This is a genomic window from Paeniglutamicibacter sp. GQ140 (assembly GCF_059759235.1).
The window spans coordinates 192,629-211,262 of sequence record NZ_JCAXDW010000002.1 but is presented as its reverse complement, the minus strand read 5'-3'; the positions used below and the strand labels follow the sequence as shown (position 1 = coordinate 211,262).

The following is an 18,634-nucleotide window of genomic DNA, read 5'->3' as shown; positions in this document are numbered from 1 at the left end:
GACGGCGGGCGGGCAGCATGCCGCCGACGCCGGTGCCGGTGCGGGCTTGTAGGCTGGAGGTTGCCGCGGCGCACGGCAATTGCCTGCGCCCCGAGCCAGAACAACGGCAAGGAAAGAGGAACTCGTGCCAGCAGCGCATGAAGGAGCAGGGCCGGGGCACGGCCGGCACACCGACGTGGACCGGGGAACGCGCCCGGGGACGGACGGCGCCGACCACCGGCCGCTGACGCACCGCTGGCCGGAGGGCGATCCGCACGGTGCCGGGCTGCGCGGCAAGCGCGCGTGGGCAGGCTGGATCGCCATGGGGCTCATCGCGGTTTCCACCCTTTTGCCCACCCACTTCGTGGTCGAGTCCGCGGGCCCGACCCTGAACACCATTGGCAGCGTCGAGGGCACCCGGCTGCTGGAAATCAGCGGGGCCAAGACCTACCCCACCTCCGGGGAACTCGACATGACCACGGTCTACGTCCAGGGCGGCGGCCAGCAACGGCTGCCCTTCTTCAGTGTGCTCTGGGGCTGGATCAACCCCGACGAGGACGTGGTCCCCGAGGAGATGGTGCTGCCGCGCGGCACCACCACGACGGAACAAAGCGAACAAAACACCCTGATGATGGATGACTCCCAGCAACTCTCCACCGCCGCGGCGCTGCACGAGCTGGACATTCCCTTCACCAGCCACTTGGGCGTGGTCGGGTTCGCCACCGAACGGAATTCCGGCGTGCTGAAGATCTCCGACCGGCTCGAGACGATCAACGGGCGCAAGATCACCGACCTTGAATCGCTGAAGAAGCAGCTCGATGAGGCGGGGGAGGCGCCCAGCAAGCTCGGGATCACCCGCGGCGGGAAGTCGCAGACCGTCACCGTGAGCACCGAGGCGGGACCCCAGGGGCAGCGCCAGCTGGGGATCCTGCTCTCGGGCAGCTTCGACTTCCCCATCGAGGCGAAGTTCGGGCTGGAAAACGTCGGGGGCCCCAGCGCCGGGATGATGTTCGCCCTGGCGATCGTCGACCAGCTCACCGAGGGGGAAATGACCGGCGGCAGGCACTTCGCCGGAACCGGAGCCATCACCGCCGAGGGAAAAGTCGAACCCATCGGCGGCATCGCCCAGAAACTCGTCGGCGCCAAGGACCATGGGGCCAAGTACTTCCTGGCCCCGGCCGGGAACTGCGACGACATCGCGGGCCGGATCCCCGACGGGCTCGATGTCATCAAGGTGGCCACGCTTTCCGAGGCCCGGGCCGCGGTCGAGGGGATCGGCGCGGGCCAGGACCCCGCCGCCTTCCCGGCCTGCGGCTAGCCTGACCGCACGCTGAACGGGTGCCGGTTCGGGGCCGCGGGCCCGGCACCCTCCGGCACGGGTCACAATCGCCTCACATTTCCGCGACATCATCCTTTGGGGTGCTTCCCCGGGCGCCGCGGCAAGGCAGAATAGGGAACAAAGACACAATCCAGGCGCGTTTCCCGCGCGTCGAACGTTCCAACTGTGAGGTAAAAATTGAGTTTTGGCACAGGCAGCCCCTTTGAAGGCCCCCCGCGGGGCCCCGAAGGCCGTCCCGACCCGCAGCGGCCCCAGCGACGTCCGTCCCCGCTGATGCCCACGATCATCGTGATCGGCATCCTCGTTGCCGCTTTCGTGTTCGTCTCCAGCGTCTACGCCGACGTGCTCTGGTACAACCAGCTCGGCTTCGAGCGCGTGTTCTGGACCGAGTACCTGTCCAAGGCTGCGATCTTCGTGGTGGCATTCCTGCTCATGGCCTTCGCGACCTGGATCTCGCTGCGCCTGGCGTACCGCTCGCGTCCGGTCTACGCCCCGGACGGACAGCGCCAGGATGCGATGTCCAAGTACCAGTCGCAGCTTGAGCCCATGCGCCGCCTGCTGATGATCGGGATCCCGGTCGTCATCGGCGTCTTCGCGGCCACCGCCGTGACCTCGCAGTGGAAAGAGGTGCTGCTGTTCTTCAACCAGGTCAATTTCAATGAGACCGACCCGCAGTTCGGCCTGGACCTGTCCTTCTACATGTTCTCGCTGCCGTTCATCGGCCTGCTCACCGGGTACCTGATCTCGGTCGTGCTCATTGCCGGGATCGCCGGCCTGCTCACCCACTACCTCTATGGCGGAATCCGCGTCGAGGAACGCGGCGGCGTTGTCATCGGCAAGCCGGCCCGCATCCACATTGCCGTCTTCGCGGTCGGCTTCCTGCTGCTGCAGGCAGTGAACTTCTGGGTTGACCGCTACTCCACGCTGCTCTCGCAAAACGGCCGCGTGGCCGGCGCCCTGTACACCGACGTGCACGCGGTGATCCCGACCAAGACCATCCTGGCCATCGCCGCGGTGCTGGTCGCGGTGACCTTCATCGTCGCAGCCATCATGGGCCGCTGGCGCCTGCCGATCATCGGCACCGCGATGCTGCTGGTGACGGTCATCGTCGCCGGGGGCATCTACCCGTTCATCGTGCAGCAGTACCAGGTCATCCCGTCGGAAAAGACGCTGGAACGCGAGTTCATCCAGAAGAACATCGACATGACGCGCAAGGCCTACGGCCTGGACTCGGTCGAGGAGACGGCGTATGACGTCCAGCTGAACCCGCAGAAGAACGCGTTGGCCAAGGACAGTGCCACCACCACGAACATCCGCCTGCTTGACCCGAACCTGGTCTCGGCCGCGTTCGACCAGCTGCAGCAGTTCCGCACCTATTACAAGTTCACCCCGACGCTGAACGTGGACAGGTACGAGATCGACGGCGTCACCGAGGACACCGTCATCGGCGTGCGCGAGGTGAACGTGGACACCACCGATTCCTGGGTCAACCAGCACATCACCTACACCCACGGCTACGGCCTGGTCGCCGCCTTCGGCAACCGCGTGGCGGCCGGCGGGCGCCCCGACTTCATGCTCAGCGGCATCCCGACCCAGGGCGTGCTGGCCAGCGACGAGACCTACCAGCCGCGCATCTACTTCGGCGAAATGTCCCCGGACTACTCCATCGTCGGCGGGCCCGAGGGCTGGGAGCCGCGCGAGCTTGACCGCCCGGCCTCCGGCTCGGGCAGCCAGGACACCCGCAACACCTTCGACGGCGACGGCGGACCCTCCGTCGGCAACTTCTTCAACCGCCTGGTGTACTCGCTGAAGTTCGCCTCGACGGACCTCCTGCTCTCCGACGCAATCAACTCCGAGTCGCAGATCCTCTACGACCGCAACCCGAAACAGCGCGTGGAGAAGGTTGCCCCGTACCTGACGGTGGACTCGAACGCCTACCCGGCGATCGTTGACGGGCGCGTGCAGTGGATCGTCGATGCCTACACCACCTCGAACAACTACCCGTACTCCAAGCAGCAGGCGCTGGCCTCCGCGGTCACCGACTCGCTGACCGGCGGCACCCGCGCCGTCACGCAGACCGGGCAGATCAACTACATCCGCAACTCGGTCAAGGCGACGGTTGACGCCTACGACGGTTCCGTCACGCTCTACGCATGGGAGCCGGAAGAGCCGCTGCTGCAGGCCTGGCAGAAGGTGTTCCCGACGAACATCAAGTCCTACAAGGACATGTCCGCGGAGCTGATGAGCCACGTGCGCTACCCGGAGGACCTGTTCAAGGTGCAGCGCGAGCTGCTTTCCACGTACCACGTGACCGATCCCGGCGGATACTACGACGCCAACGATGCGTGGTCGGTTCCCTCCGACCCGACGCAGTCCAACGCGAGCATCAAGCAGCCCCCGTACTACCTGTCGCTGAAGATGCCGAAGCAGGAGAAGGAGGCCTTCTCGCTGACCTCGACATTCATCCCGCAGACCGCCGCCGGCGGCCAGCAGCGCAACGTGCTCTTCGGCTTCCTGGCAGCGGAGGCCGATGCCGGCACCGAGGCCGGCGTCAAGGCCGAGGGCTACGGCAAGCTGCGCCTGCTTGCCATCCCGCGCGAGCTCTCCGTGCCCGGGCCCGGCCAGGCACAGCAGAACTTCGACTCCAACGCGACCGTGTCGCAGGCGCTGAACCTGCTGCGCCAGGGTGCCTCGGAGGTCAAGAACGGCAACCTGCTCTCGCTGCCGGTTGGCGGCGGCATCCTCTACGTCCAGCCGGTCTATGTGCAGTCCTCGGGCCAGACGTCCTACCCGACCCTGCGCAAGGTGCTGGTTGCCTTTGGCGACAGGGTCGGCTTCGCCGACACGTTGGCCGAAGCGCTGGACCAGGTGTTCCAGGGAACCTCGGGTGCAGTCACCAGCGAGAACGGCGAAGGGGGCGAAGCCGAGGAGCCAGGAACCCCGCCTGCGACCCAGACGGCCGAGCAGCAGCTCAGCGCCGCCCTCAGTGACGCCAATGCGGCCATCACCGCCGGCCAGGCAGCACTGGCCGAGGGCGACTTCGCCAAGTACGGCGAGGAGCAGGCCAAGCTGCAGGATGCGCTTGAGCGCGCAACCGAGGCCCAGGATGCACTGACGGGTGCCGCTGCACCCACCGATGCGCCAGCTCCATCGGCGCCCGCCTCCGAGGCCCCGGCCACGGAGACCCCAGCGCCGTAAGGCAAAGGGAGTTCCCAGGGGGATCAACCCGGTGTCGCCCTGCCACGCATGTGAGCAGGGCGACACCACCAGGATTTGCTAACTGTTCACCCAATCGGCGATGATTGTTATATCGCCGCGGGGTGGAGCAGTTCGGTAGCTCGCCGGGCTCATAACCCGGAGGTCACAGGTTCAAATCCTGTCCCCGCCACGAATGAAGGACCCCGACCAGGGAAACCAGGTCGGGGTCCTTCCCTTTTGCCCGGTCGGCATCGCCGGCGGCAGGTAATTTCACCGAAACCGTCAGGCCATGCAGAAAACGATCAAAGTGTCGCTGGAGACGGGTCGAACGCACTGCCCGGAAAGCGAACCATCGACGAAAACGATGCCCGATTAGGCACGACGGGAACACGCTGGTACTGTTGTATCTACCGACGCGGGGTGGAGCAGTTCGGTAGCTCGCCGGGCTCATAACCCGGAGGTCACAGGTTCAAATCCTGTCCCCGCCACAAAGAAATGTTCCGTGGTCCTGATTCAGGACCACGGAACATTTGTTTAAGGTCGGCGCCCGTACCAGGCTTCCAGAGGCTTCCCCAAAGGCCCCGGGACCACCTCGTGTGAGAGCGCCAAAATCCGAGAAATGCCGGATGACGTAAGGTTTTACCTTCTCGTAGGGCTGAGGTCATAGACTTGCTTGGTAAGTGGTCAGCTCGCCGTAAGTCGAGCTTTGTCGAGTTCATGTGAGGTAAGGCCAACATGCCGGAGCAGCCAACGTCGAAAAACGGTGTGCCAGCGAAGAACACCGTCCCAGCCGACGTCACCGGTGATGCGACTGCCAAGACCCCTGGAACACCTCCGAACGCTTCCGCTAAGCCCGGTCCTCCCAGAACAAACCAAGTCACTCCGGCGGGCACGCAAGAAGAGTCGATTGGAAAGCCCTCAGGCAACAAGGGTTCCACGCAGGCACCCGGAGTAGCTGGTACGGCCGAACCAGACGTGGCAATCCCGCCGAAGCCCACTGTCCTCACCTCCAACAAAACCAAGCCCACAGCTGGTGCGTCCGCCAAGGCGGGTTCGCCTGCCGAGCCGGTGGTTCCTGCGCCAGTCCCGGGCGTGGTCAAGGCGAGTTCGCCCGCCAAGCCCGTGGTTTCTGCGCCGGTGCCGGGCCCAGGCAAGGCGAATTCGCCTGCCCAGCCGGTCGCTACTGCGCCCACTCCGGGTCCCGTCAAGGCCGGTTCTTCCGCCAAGCCGCTGGTTCCTGCGCCCGCTCCGGGCGTGGTCAAGACGGGTTTGCCTGCTAAGCCGGCCGCTGCTGGACCTATTCCGGGTTCCGCCAAGGCGGGTTCGCCTGCCAAGCCGGTGGTTTCTGCGCCGGTGCCGGGTCCAGTCAAGACGAATTCACCTGGCCAGCCGGTCGCTATTGCGCCCACTCCTGGTCCTGCCAAGGCCAGTCCCCCCGCCAAGCCGGTGGTTCCTGCGCCCGCTCCGGGCGTGGTCAAGACGGGTTCTCCTGCCAAGCCGGTGGTTCCTGCGCCCGCTCCGGGCCAGGCTAAGACCAGTTCCCCGACCAATGCGGCGCCAGGCGCCAAGCCCGATACCCCGACCGTCCGGCAACCGATTCCCACAGCGACAAATCGCTCGGGTGCCTCCACGCAGAAACCCGACGGCCGACCGGCATCGACAAAGCCCGAGACAGCGAAAAAACCAGATGCCGCCACAAGCGCTGGGAAGAACGTCACCGGCAAGACTCCGGCAGCCGTCCAGCAATCCACCGCTTCCACCCCACACAAGTCCGATAAGGCTGATGCGTCCGTCAACACCGGGACCGGCCCTGCCGCGGCCTCCGGTGCAATTCCGGTTGCCGGGCCCGCACGGGGCTTGCAGGACGATGGAAAGACAGAGGTCGGCGCTCCTGCGAATGGCCAGGCGCCCGCAATCACTGCCACAAGTCGGAAGACGGCAGGTGCTCCGGCGAAGGCGGTTGACGAACCGATAGCCAAGCCAGAAGCATCGATCCGCGAAGTGAACAGCGACACGGCGAAGCAAGCGGCCGAGGAAACATCGCCTGCCCATGCAGCTGGCACTTCCTCGACGCCCGAAAAACCCGAAGCCGTTCCCCTCACTGAATCGCCTGCCGACGTCAGGAAACCTGAAACAGCGGCTGTGACGCAGGAATCCAAGGAACCCGCCGCACCGGGCGAACCCAAGGCGAACGAGCCAAATGCCGGGGATCCCGCGGTGAATCCAGCTGCGGGCACCGGGGGACGGGTCAACGCCGAGCCGGCCTCCAACGGTGATCGCCCGAAATCGGAGGCCGAGTTCAAGGCCCCGGTGGAACCTGCCGCGTCGACCGTACCCGTCGAAGCGTCTGGGGACCCGCATTCCCTTTCCGCCCAGAAAAATGCCGGAGCAACAGGTGGCATCTTCGTGGCGTTGACGATCGTTTCGTTCGTCCTGGAAGTTGCGCTGTTGGGCGCGCTGGGTATTTGGGCCATGACAATGCTGCCCTTCAGCCCCGTCGTGTCAGTCATCATCGCCGTGCTGCCCGTATTCATCTTCTGGGCACTGTTCATGTCGCCAAAGGCAAACCTGCGCTTGTCCCAGCCGTATCATGCGGTCGTGGCCCACCTGCTATTTGCCGCCGGTTCCGGTCTGCTCGCCATCGCGGGGCAACCGGTGCTGGCAGTGTGCATGGGAGTTTTGACGGCAATCAGCCTGGCGCTGACCGTCGCGGTCCGGGGCCAGAACGTGGAAAGCCGCAAGAAGGCCACCGGACGTCGCTCAGCCCGCTGATAGGAGGCTTCCCGGACAGGAACGCCCGGGATCTCTCCCCGGGTGCTCAGGGCAGCAGCACAGCCACGAGTCCACCGAGGAAGCCTGCGGCCAGCCCTGCGCCGAGCGTCACGGCGAGGTAGTTGCCGGCCATGGCACGGGCTCCCGAGCGCCACAACGACACCACAGCCACCACGAAGGTGCTCATCGTGCTCAGTCCGCCGCCGATGCCCAAAATCAAGGCGATCACCAGCAGGCCCGGGATCCCGGCGAGGGAATCGGCTGCCCAGCCGATTCCGTGGCCCCCGGCCCAGGCCGCCGCGGCGCCAACCAGGAAACACGCCGCGGTGTTCGCGGCCAGGATGCCCAACGGGAAGACCCGGGCGCCCGATTGCGCACGACGATGTTGCCCCGCGGAGATGCGGATGTCTAGCAGATAGCGTCCCAGGGCGCCCAGGGACCCTGCCAGCGCAATGACCATGAACCCGCCGAGCCCCAGCTGGCTCATGAGGTCTCTCCTGCGTCAGGATCCCCGCCGCGGGGAAGGTCCTGGCCGGAGGATTTCGGATCCTTGCTGCCGGCCAGGGCACGCTCCACCCAAGACATCGAAGCCCAGGCGGCCACCGCGCAAATCAGTAGCGAAAGCAGCAGATTCAACAGGGCCTCGGCCGGGGTCGTACCCAGTGCAAAGAGGATCAGCGCCGAAAAGGTGGTGAAGGCACCGAGGAACCCGGTGCCGATTCCCGCGCGCAGCCAGCTTGGGCCGCGGTGGGTGATCTGCCAGTAGCTGGTCAAGGCCGCCAAGGCTGCAGTGCCGGTGACGTTGATGGCCAAGGTAGTGGCGGGGAACCCCGGGGCGTCGGGGAACCAGAGACCGAGTCCCACGCGCAGCGCGGCGCCGCAGAAACCGCCCGCAGCCACGGCCGCCAGGTTTCGGCCGGTGACACGCGGCGGCGCGCCGCGGGATGCGGTGTTGCCCATTCCAGGTGGCCCGTTGGGTGCGCCCAAGTCAGCTTGCCGTTTTCGGGGCTATGCGACCCGGGGCGCGGGAAGCACCCAGAGCATCGTGGCGTCGATGATGCCCAACTCCGGATGGGGCAGGGGGATGGTGCTGCCGGGGGAGATGCCCAGGTCCGTGCACCGGCGAAGCAGTGCCGGGTCTTCGTCGCTGATCCGGGACACGATTGCCCGGTTGGGGGAGCCTGCTGCCATGAAGCGGTCGAGGCGGATCGCCGGGGGCATGGCCAGTGTGCCGTCCGGGCCCGGGATCGGGTCGCCGTGCGGATCCGTGGCGGGGTGCCCCAAGCGCGCGGCCAGGGCCTCGATGAAGCGGGCCGAGACGGTGTGCTCCAGGAGTTCTGCCTCCTCGTGCACCTCGTCCCAGCCGTAGCCGAGCTCTTTGAGCAGGAACGTTTCGATCAGGCGGTGGCGGCGCACCACGTTCAGCGCCGCCAGCCGCCCGGCCGGGGTGAAGGTGATGGCCCCGTAGCGCGGGTGGACCAGCAGGTCCTTGCCGGCCAGCTTGGACACCATGGCGGTGGCCGAGGCCGGGGCAACGCCCAGCTGTGCGGCGATGTTGCCGGTGGTGACAGGGTCGTCTTCCCACTCGGTCAGCGCGTAGAGCGCCTTGAGGTAGTTTTCCTCGCTGGGGGTCAACGCTGCGCGGGCCATCAGCGGCCCAGGTTAAGGATTTCCAGTGCCGCGTCGTGGACCAGGCCGTTGCTGGCAACGGCGTTTCCGCCGTTGCAGCCCTCGACTCCCTCAACGGAAGTGAAACGCCCGCCGGCCTCGCGCACGATGGGCACCAGGGCAGCCATGTCATAGAGGTTCAGTTCCGGTTCGGCCGCCAGGTCGACGGCGCCCTCGGCCACCATGCAGTAGGACCAGAAGTCCCCGTAGGCGCGGGTGCGCCACATGGCGTCGGTGAGGTTGAGCATGTTCCCCAGCTGGTCGCGTTCCTTCCAGCCCGAGAGCGAGGAGTACGACAGCGAGGCATCCTCCAGCTTGGCCACGGAGGAGACCTGCAGCCTGTGGGCGCTGGCCATCGACCGTCCGGTGTAGGCGCCCATGTCCTTGGCGGCCCACCAGCGGCGGTTCAGCGCAGGGGCTGAGACCAGCCCGACGACGGGCTCCCCGTCGTCGATCAGCGCGATCAGCGTGGCCCACACCGGGACGCCGCGAATGAAGTTCTTGGTCCCGTCGATCGGGTCGATGACCCAGTGCCGGTTGGACTTGCCGGTGGTGCCGAATTCCTCGCCGGTGATGGCGTCGCGCGGACGGGCCCGGGAGATGTGCGACCGGATGGCTTCCTCCGCCGCCTTGTCTGCATCCGAGACCGGGGTCAAATCCGGCTTGGTCTCCACCACCAGGTCCACGGCGTTGAAGCGCGAGAGGGTCAGGGCGTCGACCGAGTCGGCAATGACGTGGGCCAGGCGCAGGTCATCGTTGTAGGTCATGACATCGGTTTTCATAACCTTAAACCTATCCCACAAGGCGGCGGCAGCCCTGCAAGATGTCGGGACGGCGGCGCCGGAGCGTGCCGGACAGCGCCCGGGTGTACGCTTGCGCACACCCGGGCACCGGGCTAGGCGGTACCCAGCTCCTTGGCCTCGGCGGTTTCGTCCTGTCCCAGCAACCGGCGGAAGGAATCGAGCCGGGCGATGCCCACCGGGCCCGCCTCCCCGGAGGCGACCCAGGCATCGAGAGCGCACTGGGGTTCGGTGGCCTTGTGGGTGCAGCCGCGGGCGCACTTGTTGGCGATCGGGACCAGGTCGTCGAAGGCGTTGAGGATGTTTTCCGGGTCGACCAGGGCCAGGCCGAAGGAGCGGATGCCGGGGGTGTCGATGATCCAGCTGCCGGCGGGCGCGTCGTCGATGCGCAACGCCAGAGCGGAGGAGGAGGTGTGCCGGCCGCGGCCGGTGACGGCGTTGACGTTGCCGGTGGCCCGCTGCGCGCCGGTGAGGGCGTTGACCAGCGTGGACTTGCCCACGCCCGAGTGCCCGATGACGACCGAGACCTTGGAGGCGAGGTGCTCGCGCAATTCCTCCACCGGGGTGCCGGCCAGCCGGGCCGAAAGCCCGTCGGCGCTTCGGGCGTCGATGCCGGTCGCGGACTCGTCGGTGGTGCGCGAGACCACGATGTCGATGTCCAGGTGCCGGTAGTTCTCCAGGAACGGCTCCGGGTCCCGCACATCGGCCTTGGTGATGCACAGCAGCGGGTGGATCCCCGCGTCGAAGGCGGCGACGATGGCCCTGTCGATGAACCCGGTGCGCGGCTCCGGGTTGGCGGCGGCCACCACGATGACCAGCTGGTCGACGTTCGCCACGACCACGCGCTCCACCGGGTCGGTGTCGTCGGCGCTGCGGCGCAGCAGGGTGCTGCGGTCTTCGATGCGCACCAGCCGCGCCAGCGTGTCGGGCTCCCCGGAGGTATCGCCCACCAGGGCCACAAAGTCGCCGGGCACCACCGGATTGCGGCGCAGCTCGCGGGCGCGGGCGGCAATCACGATCCGCTCCTCGGGGGTGTCCTCGTCAAGGATGGCCCGGTAGCGGCCGCGGTCCACCGTGATGATCCGTCCGATGAGCGCGTCCTCGTAGGCCGGGCGGTCCTTGGTGCGGGGGCGTGATCCTTTTTTGTTGGGCCGGATGCGGACATCCGATTCGTCCCAATCCCGTGTGTTGCGTGTCATGTGCTTAGCGCGTGGCCTTCCCGCTGGCGGCCAGCGTGGTCCAAAGTGTGGGGAAATCCGGCATGGTCTTTGCCGTGGTGGCGATGTCGACGACCTTCACCCCGGGCACCGCCAGGCCGATGATGGCCCCGGCGGTGGCCATGCGGTGGTCGGCATAGGTTTCGAAGCTTCCGCCGTGCAGCGGGGCCGGTTCGATCAACAGCCCGTCCTCCAGCTCGGTGACCCTGCCGCCGAGGTTGTTGAGTTCGGTCACGAGCGCCGCGAGCCTGTCGGTCTCGTGGCCGCGCAGGTGCGCGATGCCGGTCAGCCGGGATGGGCCGGTCGCCAGCGCGCAGATGGCCGCCAGCGTCGGGGCCAGTTCGGAGGCATCGGCGTAGTCGATGCCGGTGATCTCCTGCGGTCCGGTCAGCTGCAGGGTGCCGTCGTCCAGGTGTTCGACGCGCGCCCCCATGCGGCTGAGGATGCTGCGCCACTGGTCGCCGACCTGGGTTGTCGCGCCGGGCCAATGCGGGATCCGCACGGTGCCGCCGGTGACCATGGCGGCGCCGAGGAACGGACCGGCGTTGGACAGGTCAGGTTCCATGGTGCGCTCGAAGGCGCTGATCTTCCCGGGTTCGACCTTCCAGCTGCGCTCGTCGGGGCGGGTGATGACGACGCCGAGCTCGCGCAGGGTCTGCACCGTCATCTCGATGTGGTCCGGGCTGGCGATGCGGCCGGGGGCCGCGACGATCTCCATGCCGTGCACGGTTCGCGCGGCGACGAGCATCAGGGCGCTGATGAACTGGGAGGAGCCCGAGGCGTCGAGCACGATGCGCCCGCCGGGCAGGGTTCCGGTGCCGTTCACGGTTGCCGGCAGCAGTCCCGGCGCCCCGTGCTCGGTGACCGGGACCCCGAGGTCGGAAAGCGCGGTGAGCACCGGGGCCATGGGGCGCAGGCGCGCATGCGGGTCGCCGTCGAAGGTGAAGGAGCCGCGGGCCAGAGCCGCCAACGGGGGGACGAAGCGCATGACGGTCCCGGCCAGGCCGCAGTCGATGTCCACCTGGCCCATCTCGGCCCCGAGATCCATCGGGGTGATGCGAAGCTCTAGGGTGCCGTCGGGGGCGTCGATGGTTTCGATGCCGGTGCCCAGGGCACGCAGGGCTCCGATCATCAGGTCCGAGTCCCGGGAAGCCAGCGCGTTGGAAATGCGCGAGGGCCCGTCGGCCAGGGCAGCGAGCAGCAAGTACCTGTTGGTCAACGACTTGGACGCCGGGACGACGACGGTGCCGTCAACGGGGTGCGCGGGGTGCGGGGCGTCCCACGTGGTGTCCAGGGTTTCTTGGGTGCTCAACGGCTGCCTCCGGGTCTCAAGGGATGCCGCGGGTCGTGGCGCGGCGGTGATTTGGGGGAGTAGGGAATGGGGTCTGGGTCGCTGGCGGCGCCGTTGCCGCCGGTGGTGGCTTCCTGCCGTGTGCGGGAAACACCGATGGAACGGGGGCGGGTCTGTGCAAGCGGTGCGCGGTGTTGGGCCGTGCTCTGGAAAACGCTGCCCCCTGTGGCCCAATTCTAGCCGCAGCCGGGCGACACCGGTGGAATAGAGTCGCGTGCTTGCGTGTTACCCCCTATATGGCCCGCGCACTCCGACGGTGAAACACGGAGGACGGTGCCATAGGCAGGCGAACCAACCATGGCGACAGGCGGAGGACTTATGGGAGTACTGTTGGCGGAATCCCCGGCCCCGAGCGCGGCACGGCTACGCGTAGACTTGGCCGTGATGACCGAACATATACAGGGCACCGACACTGTACCGGTAGCCAATGAGACCGAAGCACAACGGCGCGAGCGCTTCGAACGCGACGCGCTGCAATATGTCGACCAGCTCTACTCCGCGGCGATGCGCATGGCGCGCAATCCCGCCGACGCCGAGGACCTGGTCCAGGAGGCCTACACCAAGGCGTATTCGGCCTTCCACCAGTACAAGCCCGGGACCAACCTGAAGGCCTGGCTGTACCGGATCCTGACCAACACCTACATCAACCTCTACCGCAAGCGGCAACGCGAACCGCTGCGCACCGGGACTGACACCGTCGAGGACTGGCAAATGGCCAAGTCTGCCGAACACACCCCCCAGGGGCTGCGCTCGGCGGAGGTCGAGGCCCTCGACCACCTGCCGGACTCGGACGTGAAGAACGCGTTGCAGTCGATTGCCGAGGAGTTCAGGTTGGCGGTGTACTTCGTGGACGTCGAGGGTTTCCCCTACAAGGACGCCGCGGAGATTCTCGGTGTACCGATCGGCACGGTGATGTCGCGGTTGCACCGGGGACGTAAACAATTGCGAGAATTGCTGGCCGACTACGCGCACGAGCGCGGGATCGGTCCAGCACAAAAGACCCAAGGGGCACCCACGCCCGGAGCGGAGAAGAAATAATGGGTGACTGCCATTCGCTGGGCGACTGCGACGACAATCGCATCGTCCGCCTCTACGAGTACCTTGACGGTGCGCTGTCGCTGAAGGATCTCAATGAGGTCAAGGCACACCTGGAGCATTGTGCCGAGTGCGCCGAGGAGTACGACCTGGAGTGCATCATCCGCTCCGTCGTGCGCCGCAGCTGCCAGGAGATTGCGCCCGACACGTTGAAGTCCAAGATCATCACGCGCATTTCCGAGATCCGCGTGGAATCGGGCCACGCCTAGGCCCGCCGAGCGCGGCCAGCACACGCGAAAAAGGGCCGGACCCCGGTTCGCCGTCTGACGACGGTTTCGGGGTCCGGCCCTTTTGCGGTTAAGCCCGGGCCCGCCGGTCCCGGTGTAGCACCGGGGCCGGCGGGCCAGTGGTTTAGGTGTTGGGGCGCTTGCCGTGGTTGGCGCCGCCGCGCTTGCGATCCTTACGCTTACGGGAACGTTTGCTCATGTGAGGACTCCTTTGTGATCTTGGTCCCAGGTTGGACTCCGTCCAGTCTGCCATACCGGCGGGACCGGACCCAATGCACGGGGCTCCCCGTGGCAAAAATGTCAGCTGGTGCCGGGCTCCGGCAACCCCAGCCAGGTGAACCAGCCGCGGTGCAGCACCAGCCAGGCCATCAGGCCGTAGCCGGCCTGTCCCGGCAGCCCGCCGTTGACCGAAAGGTCGTTGCGCCACTGGGCGTGGTTCTGCAGCGGCGTGAAGGTGTCCACGAAGTGGTGCTTGCGGCGCGTTGCAACGTCCGCGTACACGTGGGAAAGCTCGGCCAGGCGGGCATTGCGTTCGGGATCCAGCCCCGGGGCCGGACCCACGACGAGGGCCTTGATGCTCATTTGCGAGGCCGAGTCCAGGATGTTGGCCAGGTTCAGCCGGGAACGGGCCGTTGACAGCCCCAGGTCAAGGTCCCGGTCCGACAGCGCGATGACCAGGCGGTTGTCGACGTTCTCGCCGAAACGTCGCTGGGCCTCGTCGAACCAGCGCGTGCTCAGGGCCTCGGACCCCTCGCCGGGGGCGGCAAGCGTGTAGCTCTCGATGCGGACATCGGTGTTCGAGGTGCGTGCCAGCACGCGGCCGTACCAACCCAGGGCCCGCGGGTCGCCGTGTCCGGCCAGGAGTTCGTCGCCGATGGCGGTAAGTCGAATAGTGCGGTAATCCACGAATGACCTTTCTCAGGGCGCGTACCAACCAACACTAGCAGTCGGTTAAGCGACCTCGGGGCGGGACACCGTGGGTGTCCCGCCCCGAGGGCTGTTCACGCGGTCCGCACACCGACGTGGGCGGACCGCGTGTCGCGGTGCCTTAGCGGCCGAAGGCGGCGGTGAGCAGGCGGGCCTGCTCGACCTCGTGGCGCTTGTGCGTGCCGGTGGAGGTTGCTGCCGATGCCTTGCGGGAGACCAGGCGCACGGCCTTGCCCAGCTCGGCGGGCAGGTTCAGGCCGACGAACGGCCACGGACCCTGGTTGGCGGGCTCGTCCTGCGCCCAGACGACCTCGGCGTTCGGGTACTTGGCCACCTCGGCGGCAATCGCCTCGGCGGGCAGCGGGTAGAGCTGCTCGACGCGCACGATCGCGGTCTTGGTGTCGTTCGCCTTGGTGCGCGCGGCTGCCAGGTCGTAGTACAGGCGGCCCGAGACCAGCAGCACGCGATCCACGTCGGCCGGGTTCAGGTTCGCGGTGTCCGGAATGACTTCCTGGAAGGTGCCGGTGGTGAAGTCCTCCACCGAAGACGCGGCGGCCTTCAGGCGCAGCAGCTGCTTCGGGGTGAAGATCACCAACGGCTTGCGCGGACGGGCGTAGGCCTGGCGGCGCAACAGGTGGAAGTGGTTGGCGCCGGTGGAGGGCTGGGCCACGACCATGTTGTTTTCCGCGCACATCTGCAGGAATCGCTCGATGCGGGCCGAGGAGTGGTCCGGGCCCTGTCCCTCGTAGCCGTGCGGAAGCATCATGACCAGCGAGGAGCGCTGGCCCCACTTCTGCTCGGCGGAGGAGATGAACTCGTCGATGACCGTCTGGGCGCCGTTGACGAAGTCGCCGAACTGGGCCTCCCAGAGCACCAGGGCGTCCGGGCGTTCCACCGAGTAGCCGTATTCGAAGCCCAGTGCCGCGTATTCGCTCAGCAGCGAGTCGTAGATCCACAGCTTGGCCTGGTCCTCGGAGAGGTTCAGCAGCGGGTACCAGGTGCCGCCGTTGAGGCGGTCGTGGAAGACCGCGTGGCGCTGCACGAAGGTGCCGCGGCGCGAGTCCTGGCCGGCCAGGCGAACCGGCACGCCTTCCATGGACAGCGTGCCGAAGGCGGCGATTTCCGCCATGCCCCAGTCGATCCCGCCCTCGCGGCTCATCTTCTCGCGGCGCTCCAGGAGCACCTTGAGCTTCGGGTGGACGGTGAAGTCCTCCGGGATGGCCAGGTGGGCGGCGCCGATGTGCGCCAGGGTCTCGGCCGTGATGGCCGTGTCCTTGGGTGCGGCGGCGGAGGCCTCGTCCTCGCGCTGGGCCGCGGGCAGCTCCAGGTCGTGGATGGCCGCGGTGCCCGGGGTGATCACCGGGATCGGGCTGGTCTGCGCCGCGTGGGTCTCGGCGAAGACGCGCTCCAGGCGTTCCTGGTAGTCGCGCAGCGCCTGGTCGGCCTCGTCCTGCGTGATGTCGCCGCGGCCGACAAGGGCCTCGGTGTACAGCTTGCGGGTCGAGCGCTTGGCCTCGATGAGGTTGTACATCATCGGCTGCGTCATCGACGGGTCGTCGCCCTCGTTGTGGCCACGGCGGCGGTAGCACACCATGTCGATGACGACGTCCTTGTTGAAGCGCTGGCGGTAGGCGAAGGCCAGCTGGGCCACGTGGACCACGGACTCCGGCTCGTCGCCGTTGACGTGGAACACCGGCGCCTGGACCTGCTTGGCGACGTCGGTGGCGTACACCGAGGAGCGCGAGTCGGTCGGGGCGGTGGTGAAGCCGACCTGGTTGTTCACGATCACGTGGATCGTGCCGCCGGTCTTGTAGCCCTCGAGCTGGGAGAGCGTGAGGGTCTCGCCGACCACGCCCTGCCCGGCGAATGCTGCGTCGCCGTGCACCAGGATCGGCAGGACGTTGAAGTCCTTGGATCCGGAGCGGTCCTGCTTGGCGCGCACGATGCCCTCGAGGACCGGGTTCACGGCCTCCAGGTGCGAGGGGTTGGCGGCCAGGTAGACCTTGGTCTCGTTGCCCGAGTCCGAGGTGTAGGAACCCTCGGTGCCCAGGTGGTACTTCACGTCGCCCGAGCCCTGCACGGAGCCGGGGGTCGCGGTGCCCTCGAATTCGCGGAAGACCTGGGAGTAGGTCTTGCCGGCGATGTTGGTCAGCACGTTCAGGCGGCCGCGGTGGGCCATGCCGATGGCGACCTCCTCCATGCCGGCGTCGGCGGCGTCGGAGATGATGCCGTCGAGCAGCGGAATCAGGGATTCGCCGCCCTCCAGGGAGAAGCGCTTCTGGCCGACGAACTTGGTCTGCAGGAAGGTCTCGAAGGCCTCCGCGGAGTTCAGCTTGGACAGGATGCGCAGCTGCTCTTCGCGGGTCGGCTTGGTGTACGGGTGCTCCAGCTCGTCCTGGAACCACTTGCGTTCCACCGGATCCTGGATGTGCATGTACTCGATGCCGATGGTGCGGCAGTACGCATCGCGCAGCACGCCGAGGATGTCGCGCAGCATCAGGCGGTCCTTGCCGCCGAATCCGCCGGTGACCCATTCGCGGTCCAGGTCCCACAGCGTCAGGCCGTAGGTCTGGATGTCGAGGTCCGGGTGGCGGCGCTGGACGTATTCCAGCGGGTTGGTGTCGGCCATCAGGTGGCCGCGCACGCGGTAGGAGTGCACCAGCTGCTGGATGCGGGCGATCTTGTTGATCTGCAGGTCGATGTCGACCTGGTTGTCCACTGCCCAGCGGACCGGCTCGTACGGGATGCGCAGCGCCTCGAAGATCTCGTCGTAGAAGCCCTGCTCGCCCAGCAGCAGGGACTCGACGATCTTGAGGAACTCGCCGGAGCCCGCACCCTGGATGACGCGGTGGTCATAGGTGGAGGTCAGCGTGATGGTCTTGCCCACGCCCTGCAGCGCCACGGTCTTTTCGCTCGCGCCGCGGAACTCGGCGGGGTATTCGAGGGCGCCGACGCCCACGATGGTGGCCTGGCCCTTGGAGAGGCGCGGAACCGAGTGAACGGTGCCGATGCCGCCGGGGTTGGTCAGCGACACGGTGGTGCCGGCGTAGTCGTCGGCGGTGAGCTTGTTGGCGCGGGCGCGCTTGATCAGGTCCTCGTAGGTGTCCCAGAACTCGTTGAAGCTCAGGGTCTCCGCGGCCTTGATGTTCGGCACGGCGAGCATGCGCGAGCCGTCGGGCTTGGGCATGTCGATGGCGATGCCGAAGTTCACGTGTGCCGGCTGGATGGCCATCGGCTTGCCGTCGACCTCGGCGTAGGTGACGTTCTGCGAGGGGAAGAGTTTCAGGGCGCGGATCACGGCGAAGCCGATGATGTGCGTGAAGGAGATCTTGCCGCCGCGGGCGCGCTTGAGGTGGTTGTTGATGACCACGCGGTTGTCAATCAGGGCCTTGGCCGGCACGGCGCGCACCGTGGTGGCGGTGGGGACCGTCAGGCTCTGCTCCATGTTGGTGGCGATGGCCTTGGCCGGGCCGCGCAGCGGGGTGCGCTTTTCCTCGCCCATGGCGCCGGGAGCGGCGGCCTTGGGAACCTGTGCGGGGATCGGCTGCGACTTGGTGGCCGGGGCCGGGTCGGCCGGGACGCGCGGGGCCGCGGCGGCGGCGTTGCCCGCGGCGGAGGATTCAGCGGAGGAGCTGGGCGTGCTGCCGGAGACGTCCACGACGCGGGCCTGGGTGGCGGCGCGCGGTGCGGCGGCGGGGGCTGCAGGTGCCGGGGCCGGGGTGGCCGCGACCGGTGCCTCTGCGGCCGGCGGCGCGGCAGCCTGTTCCGAACTGAGGGACGCGAAGATGTCCCACCACTTCTTGTCTACCGAGTTCTTGTCCTTGAGGAACTGTTGGTACAGCTCATCGACTAGCCATTCGTTCCCGCCGAACTCTTCGGTGAGTCGGTGGTGCGATTGATCTGGCACGGTATTACGCCTCTTCTCCCTGTATTTCCGTTTGTCCAAGCGCCGCCGAGGGGGATGACCACCAAGGGGCATAGTTCTAGACCTGCTTAGTAGTCTAGTGACTATTGGACCCCGGATGGGAACCAATGAGCCGGGTATCACATGCGCGTCGTCA

Annotated in this window: 14 protein-coding genes and 2 tRNA genes; 7 read left to right on the top strand and 9 right to left on the bottom strand. The window is 67.2% G+C overall.

The genetic code is table 11. The features are described from left to right. The first annotated feature begins 124 nt into the window (after positions 1-124). The 5 genes from AC6CHY_RS03690 (at position 125) to AC6CHY_RS03670 (ending at position 7,288) form a co-directional block, all read left to right on the top strand. Positions 125-1,297 carry a YlbL family protein gene (locus tag AC6CHY_RS03690; protein WP_217389095.1) on the top strand — a complete coding sequence of 391 codons (1,173 nt, stop codon included), beginning with the start codon at positions 125-127 and terminating at the stop codon, positions 1,295-1,297. Between the two features lie 294 nt (positions 1,298-1,591). Next, positions 1,592-4,516 (top strand): UPF0182 family membrane protein, encoded by a 2,925-nt coding sequence (locus tag AC6CHY_RS03685; RefSeq protein WP_498225528.1) that lies wholly within the window; start codon positions 1,592-1,594, stop codon positions 4,514-4,516. A 116-nt stretch (positions 4,517-4,632) separates the two neighbouring features. Continuing rightward, positions 4,633-4,706 (top strand) — tRNA-Met (locus tag AC6CHY_RS03680). 224 nt (positions 4,707-4,930) lie between these two features. Continuing rightward, positions 4,931-5,004: transfer RNA gene (locus tag AC6CHY_RS03675), tRNA-Met, on the top strand. Positions 5,005-5,251: 247 nt separating this feature from the next. Then, a complete protein-coding gene (locus AC6CHY_RS03670) occupies positions 5,252-7,288 on the top strand; it encodes a YrdB family protein (protein WP_498225526.1) in 2,037 nt (678 codons plus the stop codon). A gap of 46 nt (positions 7,289-7,334) precedes the next feature. On the opposite strand, the gene AC6CHY_RS03665 is transcribed toward AC6CHY_RS03670, so the two are convergent. The 6 genes from AC6CHY_RS03665 to aroA all read right to left on the bottom strand — a co-directional run bounded on the left by AC6CHY_RS03665 (position 7,335) and on the right by aroA (position 12,285). Further along, a complete protein-coding gene (locus AC6CHY_RS03665; protein ID WP_217389098.1) occupies positions 7,335-7,775 on the bottom strand; it encodes a fluoride efflux transporter FluC in 441 nt (146 codons plus the stop codon). After that, positions 7,772-8,248 carry a fluoride efflux transporter FluC gene (locus AC6CHY_RS03660; protein ID WP_498225524.1) on the bottom strand — a complete coding sequence of 159 codons (477 nt, stop codon included), beginning with the start codon at positions 8,246-8,248 and terminating at the stop codon, positions 7,772-7,774. The genes AC6CHY_RS03665 and AC6CHY_RS03660 overlap by 4 nt, the downstream gene beginning before the upstream one ends. Before the next feature lie 48 nt (positions 8,249-8,296). Further along, positions 8,297-8,938 carry a metal-dependent transcriptional regulator gene (locus AC6CHY_RS03655; protein WP_217389100.1) on the bottom strand — a complete coding sequence of 214 codons (642 nt, stop codon included), beginning with the start codon at positions 8,936-8,938 and terminating at the stop codon, positions 8,297-8,299. Continuing rightward, positions 8,938-9,738, bottom strand: a complete 801-nt coding sequence (gene hisN / locus AC6CHY_RS03650; protein WP_217389101.1) for a histidinol-phosphatase — start codon at positions 9,736-9,738, stop codon at positions 8,938-8,940. The genes AC6CHY_RS03655 and hisN overlap by 1 nt, the downstream gene beginning before the upstream one ends. A 113-nt stretch (positions 9,739-9,851) precedes the next feature. After that, a complete protein-coding gene (gene rsgA, locus AC6CHY_RS03645) occupies positions 9,852-10,955 on the bottom strand; it encodes a ribosome small subunit-dependent GTPase A (protein ID WP_498225521.1) in 1,104 nt (367 codons plus the stop codon). 4 nt (positions 10,956-10,959) lie between these two features. After that, positions 10,960-12,285, bottom strand: coding sequence for a 3-phosphoshikimate 1-carboxyvinyltransferase (gene aroA, locus AC6CHY_RS03640; RefSeq protein ID WP_498225519.1), 1,326 nt, complete (start codon positions 12,283-12,285; stop codon positions 10,960-10,962). Positions 12,286-12,708: 423 nt separating this feature from the next. On the opposite strand from aroA, the gene AC6CHY_RS03635 reads away from it, so the two are divergent. Next, on the top strand, positions 12,709-13,362 hold the full coding sequence (locus AC6CHY_RS03635) for a sigma-70 family RNA polymerase sigma factor (RefSeq protein ID WP_217389104.1): 654 nt from the start codon (positions 12,709-12,711) through the stop codon (positions 13,360-13,362). Next, positions 13,362-13,628 (top strand): mycothiol system anti-sigma-R factor, encoded by a 267-nt coding sequence (gene rsrA, locus AC6CHY_RS03630; protein WP_217389105.1) that lies wholly within the window; start codon positions 13,362-13,364, stop codon positions 13,626-13,628. Before AC6CHY_RS03635 ends, rsrA begins: the two co-directional genes overlap by 1 nt. A gap of 142 nt (positions 13,629-13,770) precedes the next feature. Here rsrA and AC6CHY_RS03625 read toward each other — a convergent pair whose 3' ends face one another. The 3 genes from AC6CHY_RS03625 to AC6CHY_RS03615 all read right to left on the bottom strand — a co-directional run bounded on the left by AC6CHY_RS03625 (position 13,771) and on the right by AC6CHY_RS03615 (position 18,480). Further along, complete coding sequence (locus AC6CHY_RS03625; RefSeq protein WP_372342882.1) at positions 13,771-13,845, bottom strand: 50S ribosomal protein bL37; 75 nt, start codon at positions 13,843-13,845, stop codon at positions 13,771-13,773. A gap of 101 nt (positions 13,846-13,946) precedes the next feature. Beyond that, positions 13,947-14,552 (bottom strand): GDSL-type esterase/lipase family protein, encoded by a 606-nt coding sequence (locus tag AC6CHY_RS03620; RefSeq protein ID WP_217389106.1) that lies wholly within the window; start codon positions 14,550-14,552, stop codon positions 13,947-13,949. Positions 14,553-14,694: 142 nt separating this feature from the next. Then, positions 14,695-18,480, bottom strand: coding sequence for a multifunctional oxoglutarate decarboxylase/oxoglutarate dehydrogenase thiamine pyrophosphate-binding subunit/dihydrolipoyllysine-residue succinyltransferase subunit (locus AC6CHY_RS03615; protein WP_498225517.1), 3,786 nt, complete (start codon positions 18,478-18,480; stop codon positions 14,695-14,697). Positions 18,481-18,634: the final 154 nt, after the last annotated feature.